We start from the raw sequence: 16283 nt of genomic DNA, 5'->3' as shown, positions 1-16283 counted from the left end.
AAAGCAACATTACTTCTTAATCTGCATTGCGTAATCCCAGTAGTCGCCAACCAGTCCCTCAATGACAGATCCGCTCGCCCATGGCATCAGGCAAAACCAAGTGCTGGCAGGCGAGCCGTCCGCGTATTTCTCCGTAACCAGTCCTTGCGAGTGACAGAAGCGCTCGGACATCCAGCCTTTTTTGCCATATCCGTATTCTCCATCATGCCGATTATAAGTCTGACATCCCCAACCAACCGTATCCATCATCCGTTGGTGCACATAGCCATCTTCACGCTGCTGAACATAATACAAAAGCTCATCCACCAGATTGCTGGACATCGGATGAATGTGAGGATTGGCTACCGAAGTCACACTTCCACCCGAACTAGACCATCCCAATGTACTAAGTGGTGGAATCTGGACAGGTGAGTTATAACTAAACTTGAAGCTGAACTCATAGCTGATTGCATCTCTCATATGATCAAGGAATTGTGGGTCTCCAGTTAATGCATGCAGGTAACGAACAGCCTTGATATAAGCCAGAATACCTTCTGAATCAACTGACTTATCTGCATCCAGTGGAGCACCGTAACATTCCATATGTTTCACATAGGTATCGTAATAATGGGCTTCGCTCCGTTTAAGTTCTTCCAAGTAAGATACATCTTCAGTTATCCAGCTATAATACGACATAGCAGCGAGACACCAGGCACCACTAAACGCATCATATTCCAGCCCTGCTCCTGTCCGTTCTGACAAAATTGTAGGATACTCACCATCCGTATTCTTCGTACGCTCTAGACGATCTAGTACCTGTTTCACATAAACAAGCCAATCCTCATGTCTATGGTTACGAAGGCGCTTTTCGTAATCGTAACATTTGAGAATGTAGAACATTGCCTGTGCTACGAGATATGAAGAATGTCCTGGAGTTCGCATCCCATCGAACCACCATCCCTTTATGCTCCATACGCCGTCCTGATAGGCATCGTAAGGAAAGCCTGATTCGGGGTTCATGGCGTTATCCATAATATTCGTAATGCAGGACAACGCCTGTTGACGCATCAGCTCATCATCTTGCCGAAGTGCAGCCAGCAACATCGGTGTAGCGATTGTCATCCCATTAGTCCAACTAATCGAGATGATTTTGTTGTATCGGTAACCTCCAGTTTCAGCGTCTTCATATACGAAGGTGGAGTACTGACGATCCTCTGGAAGATAGGCGCATTCATAGATCGCATGGGATAAATCCGACACGGTTGTCTGCATGTCACTTCCTTCTCTCGGAGCTTCATGATAACGGTTGTAGATCGATTCCATCGCAACATTAATCCCTAGCTCAGATGACGCCTCGTAATGATATAACTCAAGAACACATTCCACCGACTCTCCTGCCAACAATTCAAAGCAATTCTCCTCCAAAGGAGCACGCTCATGAACAAGCCTTGATTTGATAAAGTGTAATGGGGCATTTTCATATCCTAACGTATATCCAATCCTGCCTTTGTCAATGGAGCATGTGAATCCACCGTACTGTACAAACATCCCTTTCTGCCCAGGGTACCACTGTTGCCTTTGACCACTTGAAGGATTTTTATCCAATAAGGGCTTGCGCTGAGGCCAAATATCTGACCCTCATCATAGACAAGTGCAGCGGGATGGGATAGACGATCACTTCGAACCATCCACCATGAGGATGAAGGACGAGACGGATTACCTTCTCGAAGCCTCGGAAATTCATTTGGGACATTTTGCGGGGCTTCCCCACGATTACGACCATACATAAATGCAGGTAAAAAGAACCACGGTTGATGCTTTTTGAATGGCAACTCAACATGAATCACTCCTGACCAAGCCTTGCTTCCTTCATTGCTTATAAGGATATGCGCTTGCCAGGGATCTTCAGCCGTTCCCTTTCCACTAACTACGTCGATATCAGCTCTAAGCATATGCTTGTCCAGGGTTCTATACTCCGTATTTTCCTGTCTTCTGCTTCTTGCACTAATGATTAGTTCCATCATGTCCTCCAATCATGTCATTAGGTCTGAATTTTAGAAAACGCTTGCATATTTGAATTTTCAGTGCTAGGATGGTTACATTTTATAGGTTCAGGTTTGCATTTTCATTGCATACATCGCAATATTTATTGCGCCAAACGACAAGGAGGTTGTGTCATAGATGTCTGAATCCACGGAATACCTATACGATCCCATTCAGACGAATCTGTTATATTTACACCGCGTCACCACACATAATATGGGTACATTCTATCACCGACATAATGCATATGAGCTGTATGTGTTCCTTCGTGGCAACGTGAATTTCTACATTGAGAATCGCTGTTATCATCTTCAGCCCGGCGATCTGATTGTGCTAAACCTAGAGGAGATGCATCGCTCCTTCGCGCTCGACAAGAACGAATATGAACGAATTACTATTAATCTGAAGAAGCCCTATTTAAGCCGATTGTCCACAGCAACAACGAATCTATCTGCTTGCTTTGATTATCGTCCCAAGGGTAAAGGAAACATTGTACATTTGAAAAACGATGAGTTACAGCAGTTGCTGCAATTAACGAACAAGCTAGAACAGGCATTAGCTTCGGATGACTATGGTGCAGATATTATGGAAAATGTTTTGATTTCCCAACTGCTTCTAATGACTAATCGTGCCTTTCAACATACAGATTTTGTTCCAACGGACATCATGCCCGAATTGGTTCGAAGAACGATGGACTATATTGAGAGCAACCTGGCGGGAAAGCTTACACTCACACATTTGTCCGAGGCTCTATACACCAATAGCAGTTATATCAGTAGGCAGTTTAACAAGCATACGGGACTCACCATTCGAGCTTACATTCTCAGTCGGCGTATTGAGTTATCGAAATACTACTTAGGTGAAGGCATGAGTATCACAGAAGCATGTTATCAGTCCGGGTTTGGTGACTATGCCAATTTCATTCGCAGTTTCACTAAGCTGGTTGGGATCTCACCAGGTAGATATATCCGTAACGGGTGTAATACTGAACATTAAGGCTGGAGGTTCAACTGGTGAAATCAAAAAAACATCCCCTTGAGTAGGCAAGAGCAAGCTCATCCAAAAATCAGATGCTCACTTCTTCCTGTCTACTATAAGGGGATGCTACGTGTATCTTTTCTAATTAGAACTTCTTCTGTAAAAGCTCAATATTATCTTCTAAGCTACTGTTCATGTCTACCCCAACCTTCTGGAGCTTTGTCTGATAATAAGTCTTCACATCTTCCCATTTATAATACGGGTAGGTCTTCGTTTCGATCGGGAAGGCAATTTCCTCTTCATTTCTCAGCATCTTCACCATGTAATCCTGGCCATTGGAATAGAGAATCCATTGAATATTGGCTCCCATCGGAGAAATCTCAGCCCCATTCCAGCTCTCTGCCACTTTCTCCGGGTTGTCTACACTTACATTCGCCCCTTTAATGTCCAAGAATGAAGATAGAGGAATGATGGTTTCAGCGTGTGCAAAACGAAAAATTCCCGCCGTATCCTTTTGTTTAATGGACTGTTCAGTAGAGGCAAGCAGCTCTTTCACGAGTGGTGCAGCAATATCCTGCGGTAGATCCGTTGAAGTTAGAGACGGTCCTTTCTCATAAAAGTCTTGAATGCTATCCAAGCTTTCATACCATTTCAATTGGTTGGTTGTGAAGTACCTTCCGAATTCCAGGTTTCCTTCTTCCTTCAGGTTCGATGAGATAATATACAATTCATATAGATTGGAAGCTGCTTCGGTTGGATTGCTCAGCTTCACTTTTCCTTTCTCGTCCTTCAATTGGAACTCTCCCGCATCTAACCTCTGATAGAAACGATCAGAGAACAAGGGTGACAGTAGTTCCTTAGCATACGTTGTTCCTTTTTCCTGTGTAGCATAATTTTCGTACAGCTCAACCCATGCTCCATCTTCGGCATATTCAGTGTACTTCGTCGCCAGATCGTATGGACGCAGATATGGGTCACTTCCTTCTTCAAAAGCTGAAGAAACAATATCTACCTTCTTGTTGCCTAGGCTCTCTTCCAGACCTTCAATAAATTGATCTCTGCTCTGCGGAGTTCGATCCTTGAAGGTTGCTTGTGCGATGACCTTTTTATCATCTGTGAATATATCTTTGAAATTTTGACCGAGTCTTGATCCGATGCCTTTCAATTCTTCCCCGCCAGAGATCGACAGTAAACCATAGTTATCCTTCTCGATATCCATAAGCTTGGCGATTTCTTTTTTGAGTTCTTTGCCCAGATTCGTGATCTGCCCATCCTTCTCAGCGATGCTAAGCAGTTCATACAGCGTCTTATCATACTTGGAACTGGAAAGATGTCTCGAACCATGTCTTCCTACAAAATTAATAAAGACCGGCTCATATCCGGCTGGCGCCGCGGTATAACTTGTTGTATTTTCAAAAGGATACGGTGTTTTCGTACCGCGATAACCTTGTTTATCATTGATTTTCTGTCCGACGAATACGGATTGTGTGCTATCGTCCCAGTCTACCTCCTGACCTAGCGCTTCCCCAATCACACGTGCGGGCACATAAGTGATTCCATTGTAGACAAATGGCTCACCCTCCATCTTCTGACCATTCACAACTACATTTACGGGTTGCTGTGATACTTCGATCGTGCGCTTGGAACCTGCGCCATACACGTCAAACACACCTATAGAGGTTAGCATGGTAAGCGAAACTACTGAAATTCCGATTTTTTTAATGTTCATTTTCGTTGATTTTCTCCTTCATCTACAGATGGTAGTCGTATTTTTTGCTCATCATACTATAGGTGAATAGTATTTATTCTATATCTTTCCTTTGTTAATCTTATGTAAAATTATTAATAACGAGCGTGTGTGTCTCCAATTAAGGGATACAATCCGTAAGAAGTTAACAAAATAAGTTGTTTAATCAACTCATGTTTATTATTATAAGAAAGAGCAATCCACATGAACTGTGGTTGCAAGCACTTGGATTTTGTTGATATTGGGATTGTGCAGATGGAAATGCACCTTTATTTATATAATGAAAGATTGGTGGAGTACCCGATGGCAAAGTTAGATCGAAGAATTGCAAAAACACAAGAAGCACTGCGAAGCGCTGTCGTTGAATTAATGAACCAAAAGAGTTTTGATGAGATTACCATTCAAGACATTGCGGATCAGGCAGATCTGAATCGCGGTACAATTTATCTACATTACAAAGACAAATATGACCTATTAGACAAAATGATTGAGTCCCACATGGAGGAATTGGGGGAATTGGACGAATGGGCTTGCAAATTGGATTGGAACAATGGCCTTGTCCCGTTTTTCGAATATTTCGAGAAGAATCATCTGTTCTTTGCAACTATGTTAGCTAGTAAAGGGGCTCCGTCTTTCCGCGCTCGGCTACTGGAGTATGTGATGGCAGGGTTCAGCGGAGAAATTGACAGAGATAGCGGGAAAAATAAAGACCTTAATGAAGATGTCATGTTGCAATATGCCGGAACAGCTTATGTAGGAATCGTTGAATGGTGGATTAGTAACGGGATGCCGTATCCACCTGAGATCATGGCTAAGCAAGTTGGCGTGTTATTGGAACGAAGCCTGTAATTGAGCTACGGGAGGCAGGGCACTTCCCCCTACAACGGTCTATAGATTTTTTCGTACAATACAAATGAAGAAAGCCCCGGAAATAACTCGCCTCGTGACGGATTATCTCTAGGGCTTTCTCTCATTGTATTAGTAATCTTATCCAATGAAGTTATTATTCAGATCGTTTAATGAGCCACGAATTACAGAAAATCCAGTAGGTCTAATGATCTCTAGGCTGATCTCACTCCAACGTTTCTGAGGAATTTCAGTAAAGGAGAATACATGCCTCTGACCTGGTGCTAACTCAGGAATTACATTGACAATCCGTTCACCGTGCGCGTCATTCAACTCCAACGTATATCCAGACACCCGATGACAGGGAATATCATTACGTACCTCGACGGTTATGACTACACTGTCCACCTCTGAATTAACGCTTACAGTGACCGGTGATGCTAATTGACGCAATACTTCATAAGAGGGTTTAGGCATGCCGTTAAGATTCATCGATCCATGTACACGTTGGCGAAGCCTACCCTCACCTTCCTCGCCCATTTGAGTCCGATAATCGTTCAGACTGAAATAAATGAGTGCGGCGATCTCTGGATGCTTACGATATTCCATCGTGTTCTCCACTAGAATCTGTGTACGCCTCTCGTCTCCACCTTCAAATGCAGGTTCACATAGTCCATATTCAGCTACAACTAATGGTTTATCAGGTATGCCTTTTGTTATACTTCGAATGACTTCTGGGCGGTTCAGATCACCATGCCATGTACCGATATAATCATTCCACATGATCAAATCTCCTGCACCCGTTGTATCCTGAGCGGGATTTTCATGGACAGTATTCGATACATAATTGATAAATCTCGTGTTATCAAGCTCATGTACTTGAGACTTCAGCTTCTCAAAATACAGATTTGTCATTTCAGACTGACCGTTCAGCTCATTGCCAAATCCCCATGCGTAAATGCAAGGGTGATTGTAATGACGATGAATCATCTCTTCGGCATGCTGCATCGATATGTTCAGCCATTCGTCTCCCGGTTCACTTGGTGTCTGCCAGTGAGGAATTTCCTCTTGCACGAGTAAGCCATGCCGATCACACCAGTCCAACAGCTTGCTATCTTGTTGCCAGTGAAAACGGGTGATGACACAGTTCGCATGTTTAATATGGTGAAGCATCTCAGCGAGCTGCTCAGATGTCTCGGCCATTCCATGCTCCGGATTCGACCCAGGCATCCACTCAACACCGAAGAGTCGAACAGGCTCGCGGTTAAGCAATAATGTACTACCATCAGAGCGAATTTCTCTAAAGCCTACTGTTGTGGATACCTCATCCGAGAGAACGCCATCCACGTATATGGCAAGATGAACCGTATATAAGTGAGGGTGGTCAAAGTGCCACAGCTTCAGCTGGTCTACCCTGATATCATGAAAGCGTAAAGCTCCCTCCCTTTCAGCTAGCTTCCATTCCTGTGATGCTACGGCTCCTTCTTCATTGGATAGGGTTACTTTCAACTGCAAAGACTTAATATCTGCCTCAGAGCTGAGCTCCCACAACCGAATTTCACCAGATAACAAACCATATGTAGCAGTCGTTCCAGACAGATCATCTTCAAAGAAAGGAACCGCCTGGAGCTTGGAATAGTCAATCGCCACTCGCCCACTAACGATCAGTGATACACCCCGAATAATGCCGCCATCGTCTGCCCAATCGAAGCTGTTTCCTAGCGGAAGTGCTGTCTGACTGTTCTCATTGTTGACAGAGACCACAATACGATTGTCTGCATCACAATCAATGAAATCGGTGATCTCGACAATAAAGGAAGTATATCCCGAATGTGCATGCTCTCCTGCTCGTTTTCCGTTTACCCATACTACTGCATCACGATAAACAGCATCAAACTGGAGACGAAGCAGTTTACCTTCCCAATCTGCGGGCACAAACAAGTTATAGCTATACCAGCCCGTGCCACGAAACTCCTCTAAGCCCTGCTTCACATTCCATGTATGGGGAATCTTAACGCTCTCGCCACAAGCGAGGCCGTGTTCATACCATTTTAGTGACAGCCCTTCATTCCTGTGAGCTGCCTGAAACAACCATGACTCTTCTAATGGAACTATTGTTCTCGCGCTCACTCTGATCCCTCTCCCTACAATGTTGTTTAATTCATGATATAGAAGTCACAGATGGATGACCATTCAATATCCTCTGAATGTCATGGACAATATTGTGAGTGCAAAACGTTACGATTTTTCGATAGGCTTCTGATGATTTGGCTATAATGGCTTAATCTATTTCAAATTTTTATACGCCTCATCGGATACTGGCTCTAACCAATCGGTCTGACCTGGTGTTAGTGCCAGGTGCACGAACCAGCTATCAATTGTAGCACCATGCCAATGTTTAACGTTAGCTGGAATGTTAATAACGTCGCCAGCTTTGAGTAATTGTGCTTCCTTACCTTCTTCCTGATACCAGCCCTCTCCATCCGTTACAATCAACACTTGTCCTTCGTGATGTGAGTGCCAGTTGTTACGGGCTCCTGGAGCAAATGTTACATTTCCTATAGCTGTATTCAGCGGACTGGGGTCTGTAAACACCATTTGCAAAAATGCGTCACCGACAAAATTTTGCTCGACTTTTTGCCCAAGGGGAAAGATGGCTCCGTTGCTTAAGTGTTCATTTTTCATCGTAAATCCCTGCTTTCATTTATTATTTCTCTGGAATAATTTCGTTAACACAGTTCAACGCATTGAGTGTTCTAGGGAAACCCATGTAAGGCAAACAATGAGTAATCGCGGTGATCATCGTTTCTTTATCATTGCCAACATTTAAATTACCTTGAACATGTGCTTTGAGTTGGCTGTCAGCACCTCCAAGTGCGCTTAATATACAAAGGGTAAGTAGTTCTCGGCTTTTCAGATCAAGGCCTGCACGGGTATAGAAGTCACCGAAACAAAATGCAGAAAGATAATCCTGTATATGCTTCTGATTAGCGGGTGCATTTTCCCGATTTTTATCAATAACATCACCAAAAATTTCTTTTTGCACTCGCAGTCCTTTGTCCAGACGCTCTTCTTCTAGAACACGTTTTTGACTTTCAACAGGTAGCTCAATATTTCTTTCCTGGAAAACGGCATTAATTTCTGATATCGCATTTAAGGTTTTGGGAAACCCCAAGTATGGTGCACATTGGTATACCGCCTCTTTGATCTCTACAGGAGTCAGTCCTACGTTGAGCGCAGCATGAGCATGTCCCCTGAGTTGAGGGAAGGTTTGATTCGTTGTAAGTACAACCAAAGTAAGAAGCTCACGCAGCTTATTATCAATCTCCCCTTCATCAAATATTTCACCAAAAATAAAGCGGCTGAGTATGTCTTGAAAATCAGGATCAGTAGCATAGGCAGCAGGAATTCCATCACCAAACAACTTTTTAACCATTTCTTGACTCACGCCGATTCGGCTCATATTCAGTAAACCTCCTGTTTCAGTTTGCTCCATAAAATGAACATTAATTGATTAAACAACTATGGTCTATAATTATAGACTTAAATAAGCAAGGTACAATAATCATTTCATCGTGATGTGTGGATTACTCAACAATCATTTAGAATTTGCTTATTATTTCAGCGTTTTCTCTGAAAGGTATAGATTGAAATATACATTTTCACACTGACCACTTTATCCAACGCAGTGGAATGTAATTCATTCTACATTGCTTCGAAAATAAAACGTTAACCTATTCTTCTCACATCATTGCCTAATCGTATTGGAACTATATTGAGAACTATGGAATGGTGTTTCGAAACGACATGCAACTAAAAAGAACAAGCCTTATAACACGGCTTGTTCTCTAGTTCAGATTTCTATGGATTTTTACTTCATTTATAGGTACGAGCAGGAGAAAAATGAACTCCTGTTATTGTTGAATCAACTGTGGATACAGGGCAGAAACACCACCCGCCAGACCTTGCTGCACATTTCGACTTACCTCATCAGCGATAATCTCATAAAGCCCAGATTGTATTCCGTCAATTGCAATCTTGGCAATATCGGTTGGATTGGATTTTGGTGCTTCAATACCTGCTGTCATGTCCGTGTCCATGTACGCGACGTGTAATCCCGCAACCCTTACGTTTTTGGCAGCTAACTCCAATCGTAACGCGTTCGTTAATCCCCATTGCGCAGATTTTGCAGTAGAATATGCACCTGAATTACCCGTATTGATCCAAGACAAGGCAGACAAGATATTTAGGATTGAACCTCCCCATTGTTTTCAATTACCGGTGCAAAAGCGCGCATCATCGATAGTGTCCCGAATACATGCGTGTTAAATTCCAAATGAATATCGTGAAGCTCACCTGTAAGCAAAGAAGCTCCTGTAGAAGAACCAGCATTGTTAACAAGCAACGTTGCATCCACTGCGATTTCAGCCGCAGCCTTCACGGATTCTGGATCGGTGATATCAAGTTGCAGTGGAATTGCTCCCGGTAAATGAATGGATTCAGGATTTCTTGCTCCAGCGTACACTTTGGCTCCTCTAGCAAGAAGTTCAAGTGCTAATTCCTTGCCTAACCCCCGATTAGCACCACTTACTACAGCAACTTGTTTAGTCATATCCATCTGGCATTACTCCCTTATTGTTATGTTTTTTAATTGAGAACGATCGTTCTAATTATGATGAAAAAAAACAGTTAGACGTGATCTAACTTGAATGTAGTATATCAATTGTAGAACGATCAGTAAAGTATTATTTTCACTCCTCTTCATTTACATCGCGATTTCGTTAATACGTTATGGACTGCACCAATAATCAATGCATCAATCTAGAAAAAGATTAATTGACACATTGACTATGCGGTTTAATTTCTCTTTATCCGTTGAGGTTCTTGCCATAGCTCTTATGCCAACGGAGATGTTGTGAAGATACTCTGCTGTTTCCTTAGGGTCTAACTCAGAAGAAAATTCTCCCTCTTGCTGTCCCCATTCAATAATCCGTTGAAACATCTGCTCTACCGAATTAAAGGATTCAAGTGATCTGTTATCCACTTCGTTATCATGCGATGCCAGCTCTACTGCCGCATTTACGATTAAACAACCTGTAGGCATGGCTTCTGTTTCAGCGATCATATAATCAAAAATACTATGCAATGCTTCCACTGCAGTCTTGGACGCTTTGACTTCCGCAAGTAGTGCTGCATTGACCTTATCAGCATAGCGATCCATAGCTCGTAGAAAGAGTGAATGCTTATCTTCAAATGTATCGTAAATACTTCTACGATGAATTCCCATATGTTCAACCAAGTCACTCATGGAAGTTTTCTCGTATCCTTGCTTCCAGAAGATATCCATCGCTTTATCTAATACTTCGTTAACTTCGAATTCTTTACTTCTAGCCATTGCTGCTTCCCTCCCCAACATAATGTAACACAATGGGAACGATCAGTAAAATTAACCGACTTTGATATGCTGATACTATGTTTCTGCAATCTGTATGTATCACCAAGAGTGCCAACGTTTATAACAACATTGGCACTCCGGCTACAATTAAACTAGTCGTTAAAGCTGCTTCACTTGTCCGCTCTGTGCAAACTATAACTTTATTTCTACATTTCGACTTGGATCAGTGTATTTATATATACCAGGATTTAATTCTAGCGTAGCACCCGTTGGTATATCACGATAGGTATCTATATTTACTCCCGTAGATACCATACCTTTGGGAGTAATCTCGGGAACCATTTCTTTACCGTTAATACGTAACGTAGTTTGGTTAACTCCCCTGAAATCAGGCGATGTTGAAGAAGACTCCACCATCAAGCTTTGCCCGTCCATGTAATACGCAAACTGAATTTCTAACCCATCCACCTGAAGTTTAGTGTGCTGCTTTTCTGTTGTTGGCCTATGAAGAGCAACCCAGTTCCTCGTCGTATCCCGTTTCTCCACTACAGCATCTTGCAATATCATTTTCATAGGCACACCAGACCAGTCTTTATACCACACCGGAGATTCAAACTGAAAATAATGCTGATAGCCTTCAACCTGGTCTCCTTTCAAATATCGCCCACCCGTAATCTTCTGAGCTCCAATGATTAATTCTGTTGTATTGTAGTGAACGATACCTTTCGTCAGCGAATCTTCCTTGTTGATCCGAACTTGAATATCTAATGGAGTAATGGCTAGTTGATCGATGCTAACACCTGTTCTTTCTTGAAATTCCGTACTCGTGATCAATGATTTAGAATACATGGCTTCACTCGCTTTTTTTCCATCTGCTTTAAAATCAAACTTCCATGTACCCTCGATTCGCTTCGCCTCTTCAATAAAAGTGAAATGAAGATTTGCATTCTTCCATTCTGTCTCGGACATGTTAAATACCTGTTCGATCAACAAATCTGACCCTTCGTTGGGTAGAATCGTTGGAATGGCATTCCATTCATCATCTTGATTATGCATTACAATATGAGGATTTCCACGTCCTAAATCTGTCGGTGATGCCGTCACTTTATAGCGAACAACTGTTTGATCTCCTACATGTCGAACCGATTGCATATGAATTGTGGGATATTGCGCAACTCCAGTAACGATTGTCCCTTCAGTTTCATGATTAGATGCTAAAGGGATATCTTTATCACGGTACAAAATTAGATTTTGCGCTTCAAATGTATACTTTTTGGCGTCATCCTTCAGCGCATCAGGTGTTTCATAGACTCCCAGGAGCTTCTGGCTATCAGGATCGTAACCCAAATAACCATAGACTTTTGCTGTGCCATCAGGCCCATTCAAGGTATTGATTTCTGTAGCAAACCCAGTATATTGCGTTAGATCCGTTGCAGTACTTAGAGATATAAGCACTTTCATCTTCTCTCCGTCAGTCACCACACCATTCAAATTCATGGTTACCCCTGCATTGGAGGATTGCAGATCATACTGCTGTCCTATGCCATTTTGCAATGCGTTGGCAACGTTCCGGCCACCAATCCGATCCCAATCAATCGTGACACTGGCGAATACTGGAATGGCAACAAGTAAGAAGCAAGAGAATGCGATTCCAACAGGGATAGCTTTAATTCGATGCAACATTCCTCTTCGTGAAGATTGCGTTTTGGCTTTACGCTGATGCACTTCCTTTTCTATGGCTGACCACATGACATCATAATCTGGCTGAGGAGTATCATTATCCTTTTTAATATACTGATTCACTACTTCTCATCTCCTTTAGTTCGGGTTCAACCATTTTATTAAGAAGCTTTAGTCCTTTGAATAACCTCGACTTTGCCGTTCCTTCAGGGATATTCATCACTTTAGAAATCTCAGGTATAGTCAGCTCGTTGATGAACCGCAGCACAATGACCATTCTGATTTTGTCAGGAAGCTCGCTGTAGAGTCCTTCTAGTTCTTCTTTGGTTTCCCGATGGGTTAGACGCCTTTCCACAGGATTATCATCCTGAGATTTGGATAACAAATAGTGGCGCACTTCTTTCATCCAGCCTGTTTTACGCCTTCTAATGACACTGTTGCACTCATTCGAAGCAATTCTTAATATCCAAGACTTCATATTCCTTACCTTCGTTCTATCAGCCATGATCACTTTGACAAATACTTCTTGGCATAGATCCTCCGCGTCTGCCTGATTTTTCATCACATAATAGCAAAAATAATATACGTCTTCTCGATACAGCTCGAAAATTTCTCGGTCCGTCATTCTGCACCCCCTTTGTGGTTGTCAGTAATAAGACTAATAAGGCTATGTAATCGTTCATTTTGTGGAAATCACAAGAAAAAAAGCCGCTAAATTAGCGACTTTGAGATGATCAAATGCTTCTTGGTATTAAAAATGCCTTCCCTGTTTGTTCAAAACCAAGTCGTGGATAATATTCCATCGCCGTTGGTGCAGAGAGCAACAGTAATGCTACCTCTTCACCTAGATGGCTGCGTACACGTTCGATAAGCTGTCTTCCAATGCCGTTTCTCTGATACTCCTTACTCACCGCGAGATCTGATAGATAACAACAATACGCAAAATCCGTAATCGCTCTCGCAAGTCCAATTAATTGGTCATCATGCCAAGCAGAGACTGTAAGCGATGCGTTCTCAATCATTCGTTGAATTCGATCCCGATCATCTACAGGACGTTTAATTCCTGAGCTTCTAAACACATTCTGAACATCTTCCGTCTTAAGATCCGCATTCATTTTGTACAAAATGTCCATTGGATACACCCCACAATTGTAATATACATCGAACATATTAGAAAAGTGGTATCGTGTGAAGATCCAATTTACCTGTAATGGACTAGTCCAATGTTATTCTTCTGTACAATATTATTGTCCGAACGCCTCTAATAAACGAGTAACTTCCGCGGCAGTAATCGGGATTACTCCACCGTGTCGCTTATGAGTTTTACCAAGGTCGTATGCATCCTTATCCACCACCCGGAATTCTCCACTATCCAGATCGGAGGTTAATAGAGGTAGATAACCGTCACCCTTTGCAAATTGATCCACAATCAAACACCATTCATTGCGGTCATTCATCTTATAGATCTGAGGCCCTTCTACGCCAGGAATCGCTTCCAAAATAGGAGCAGATAGCGGACTGAACGCATCCTTATTCAAGGAAGAACCCTTCTCTACCCGAATATTTTTCGTCGTTTCATCTTTCGTATAACGGTAGTAGCTCCCATTATGCGCGATAATGGTTGTATCGATAATGTGGTTCTCTCGTTCAATATATAATTCCGTGGGAGCAAAGCTAAGAAAGTCCTTGGTACGTGAACTATAAATTTTCTGTTTACGTTCGGTTTCAGACGATTCAGAGGATCCTCTTGTTGCCGACGCCCAAAATACTAGAAATTCATCTGTCGCCTCGTCATAGATAGCCTCTGGTGCCCATACACAGCCCGCATCGGATACGCCAACGGTAACTGCACGCGGTGATGACCAGTGCACTAGATCCTCGGTTTCCCAAATAATTATGTCCTTGCTTCCTTCATTTACGGCTGCATCCCAGCCTTTGCCGCTTGCAATCCGGAGATCTGTAGCAATCAGATAAAAGCGGTTATCTTTAGGAGAACGAATGATAAATGGATCCCGAACTCCTTTTTCCCCAATCGCTGATCGCAAAACCGGTAAACCTTGATTTAAGTCTTGCCAATGCAGCCCATCCTCACTGTAGGAGAAGTAAACCTGTTCACCATCCGCACTTTCTCCAATAAAATGAACTAGAAGATAACCCGTATAAGGTACATGTTGTCCTGTCACAATATAACACTCCTTCTAATATCTAATAGAGGTACGTAATCCCGTTGTGCTTAAATGTCCTATCAGTTGCCAAGCTTCAACTTGTAAAGTGAGCTTTGGAACAACCGTTAGTAAGGACTATATACATATTAAATGATTAGTAAGGGTTAAATAAATAGTTTTAATCCATTATCAGCTTGTTCAGAGCGAATGATGATCATGGCACTTTTAGTTAAGAAGATTCACGAACCTCTTACTAATCGTATAATTGATATCTTCCGGAACAGGTTGTAATCCAGTTTGAAGAGTTTCAACGTCTGTAATGATGCGATATGCGGCATGTGAGATCAGTCCAAAGCCCATATCCATAATCTCAATAGGATTGCCATCAGCTCCTGCCAAGTTAAGCGGGTTAGCCTGATGCAGTAGATAGATGCTTTTCTCAGCATATGTTATTCGTTCAATACCCTCTTTGACAACTTCAACAGACTTTGAAGCCTTCTTCAATTCTTCCACGTTGATTTCAAATCCGTAATGCCCTGAATTAGCAAGAATAACCTTTTCTTTGAACAAAGGAATATGCTGTTCGGTAATTACATTAAAGGTTCCCGTTACCGTGACGATTACATCAGCTTCAGGGATCAATTCGTGCAATTCGCCGACCAGATGCCCGTCTGTTTTGGCATTTAACAGTTGAATCGGGTTAACGTCATACACGAGTGTCGTAGCCCCCAAACCACGGAACTTCTTCGCTACACCGCTTCCACAATAACCATACCCAACCACGAGAACCTTTTTGCCACCTACGAGAAGACTTGTTGTTCGCATGAAGCCATCCACAACAGACTGTCCAACCCCAAGCGCATTTTCGAAAATCTGCTTCAAGGGCGAATCATCAATCACGATGACAGGATATTCAGGTTGGACACCCTTTTTCTCAATTAACAGCTTGCCTGTGCGCGTCTCTTCATTGGCACCAATCGGGTTCCATCCCGGCTGTAATTCATGGTGAGCAAGAATCAGGCTTGCCCCATTATCCAAGAAGAGATCAATCCGGTTAGCCATAACCATCTTAAGATAACGTTTGTGATCGTCGTATTGATCCGCTTCCTTGGCTAGAACCGTCACATTAGGAAGTGAGGCCAAATATGCTGCTGTATCCTTTTTCGTTGTACCTAGACATCCGACCAAGTAAATGTGTGCGGCTCCACCAGCTAGAAGTCCCTCGATCCAGAATCCCGTTTTGGGCTCTATATGCATACTGATTGCAATGGTTTTACCTTTGAGCACCTGCTCCTCTTGGAACCAATCATTAAGCTCCGCCACAATCGGCATCCTCTCTCTAAACCAATGCATCCGAGATGCCCCAGCACTAGCCAAACTTGAATCATCAATAATACTATTCATAACGAACCCCCTAGTTAATTACATGTTGTGTTGTAATTCGAGGTAA

Annotated in this window: 16 protein-coding genes; 2 read left to right on the top strand and 14 right to left on the bottom strand. The window is 42.6% G+C overall.

What is annotated here, in order from left to right:
• Positions 1-9: 9 nt before the first annotated feature.
• A complete protein-coding gene (locus DMB88_RS14255; RefSeq protein WP_254438571.1) occupies positions 10-1383 on the bottom strand; it encodes a hypothetical protein in 1374 nt (457 codons plus the stop codon).
• Between the two features lie 80 nt (positions 1384-1463).
• The gene (locus tag DMB88_RS31130; protein ID WP_254438570.1) at positions 1464-2003 is read right to left on the bottom strand and encodes a hypothetical protein; all 540 of its coding nucleotides are present in this window, start codon (positions 2001-2003) and stop codon (positions 1464-1466) included.
• 157 nt (positions 2004-2160) lie between these two features.
• Between DMB88_RS31130 and DMB88_RS14250 the strand changes: the two genes are divergently transcribed.
• Positions 2161-3018 (top strand): AraC family transcriptional regulator, encoded by an 858-nt coding sequence (locus DMB88_RS14250; protein ID WP_128101874.1) that lies wholly within the window; start codon positions 2161-2163, stop codon positions 3016-3018.
• Positions 3019-3145: 127 nt separating this feature from the next.
• Here the strand turns inward: DMB88_RS14250 and DMB88_RS14245 are convergent, their stop codons facing one another.
• Positions 3146-4729 (bottom strand): histidine-type phosphatase, encoded by a 1584-nt coding sequence (locus DMB88_RS14245; protein ID WP_128101873.1) that lies wholly within the window; start codon positions 4727-4729, stop codon positions 3146-3148.
• A gap of 321 nt (positions 4730-5050) precedes the next feature.
• Here DMB88_RS14245 and DMB88_RS14240 point away from each other — a divergent pair, with 321 nt between their 5' ends.
• Positions 5051-5596: a TetR/AcrR family transcriptional regulator gene (locus DMB88_RS14240; protein WP_128101872.1), complete on the top strand. Its 546-nt coding sequence runs from the start codon at positions 5051-5053 to the stop codon at positions 5594-5596.
• Positions 5597-5734: 138 nt separating this feature from the next.
• On the opposite strand, the gene DMB88_RS14235 is transcribed toward DMB88_RS14240, so the two are convergent.
• The 11 genes from DMB88_RS14235 to DMB88_RS14190 form a co-directional block, all read right to left on the bottom strand.
• The gene (locus tag DMB88_RS14235; protein ID WP_128101871.1) at positions 5735-7723 is read right to left on the bottom strand and encodes a glycoside hydrolase family 2 protein; all 1989 of its coding nucleotides are present in this window, start codon (positions 7721-7723) and stop codon (positions 5735-5737) included.
• Between the two features lie 156 nt (positions 7724-7879).
• Entirely contained in the window at positions 7880-8278 is a 399-nt protein-coding gene (locus DMB88_RS14230; protein WP_128101870.1) for a cupin domain-containing protein, read from the bottom strand.
• Positions 8279-8300: 22 nt separating this feature from the next.
• Complete coding sequence (locus DMB88_RS14225; protein ID WP_128101869.1) at positions 8301-9056, bottom strand: carboxymuconolactone decarboxylase family protein; 756 nt, start codon at positions 9054-9056, stop codon at positions 8301-8303.
• A gap of 451 nt (positions 9057-9507) precedes the next feature.
• Positions 9508-9834, bottom strand: a complete 327-nt coding sequence (locus tag DMB88_RS31125; RefSeq protein WP_254438569.1) for an SDR family NAD(P)-dependent oxidoreductase — start codon at positions 9832-9834, stop codon at positions 9508-9510.
• Positions 9835-9839: 5 nt separating this feature from the next.
• On the bottom strand, positions 9840-10211 hold the full coding sequence (locus DMB88_RS31120; protein ID WP_254438568.1) for an SDR family NAD(P)-dependent oxidoreductase: 372 nt from the start codon (positions 10209-10211) through the stop codon (positions 9840-9842).
• A gap of 198 nt (positions 10212-10409) precedes the next feature.
• Positions 10410-10988, bottom strand: a complete 579-nt coding sequence (locus tag DMB88_RS14215) for a TetR/AcrR family transcriptional regulator (RefSeq protein WP_128101868.1) — start codon at positions 10986-10988, stop codon at positions 10410-10412.
• Between the two features lie 192 nt (positions 10989-11180).
• On the bottom strand, positions 11181-12791 hold the full coding sequence (locus tag DMB88_RS14210) for a DUF4179 domain-containing protein (RefSeq protein WP_128101867.1): 1611 nt from the start codon (positions 12789-12791) through the stop codon (positions 11181-11183).
• Positions 12775-13293 carry an RNA polymerase sigma factor gene (locus tag DMB88_RS14205; protein WP_128101866.1) on the bottom strand — a complete coding sequence of 173 codons (519 nt, stop codon included), beginning with the start codon at positions 13291-13293 and terminating at the stop codon, positions 12775-12777. Before DMB88_RS14205 ends, DMB88_RS14210 begins: the two co-directional genes overlap by 17 nt.
• Before the next feature lie 109 nt (positions 13294-13402).
• Positions 13403-13801, bottom strand: a complete 399-nt coding sequence (locus DMB88_RS14200; RefSeq protein WP_128101865.1) for a GNAT family N-acetyltransferase — start codon at positions 13799-13801, stop codon at positions 13403-13405.
• 111 nt (positions 13802-13912) lie between these two features.
• Complete coding sequence (locus tag DMB88_RS14195) at positions 13913-14851, bottom strand: glycoside hydrolase family 43 protein (protein ID WP_128101864.1); 939 nt, start codon at positions 14849-14851, stop codon at positions 13913-13915.
• Positions 14852-15058: 207 nt separating this feature from the next.
• Entirely contained in the window at positions 15059-16237 is a 1179-nt protein-coding gene (locus DMB88_RS14190) for an adenosylhomocysteinase (protein WP_128101863.1), read from the bottom strand.
• Positions 16238-16283 lie beyond the last annotated feature (46 nt).

This window comes from Paenibacillus sp. DCT19 (genome assembly GCF_003268635.1).
Classification (GTDB): domain Bacteria; phylum Bacillota; class Bacilli; order Paenibacillales; family Paenibacillaceae; genus Paenibacillus.
Note: the sequence above shows the minus strand (reverse complement) of the source record. Positions and strands in the feature narration are given on the sequence as shown.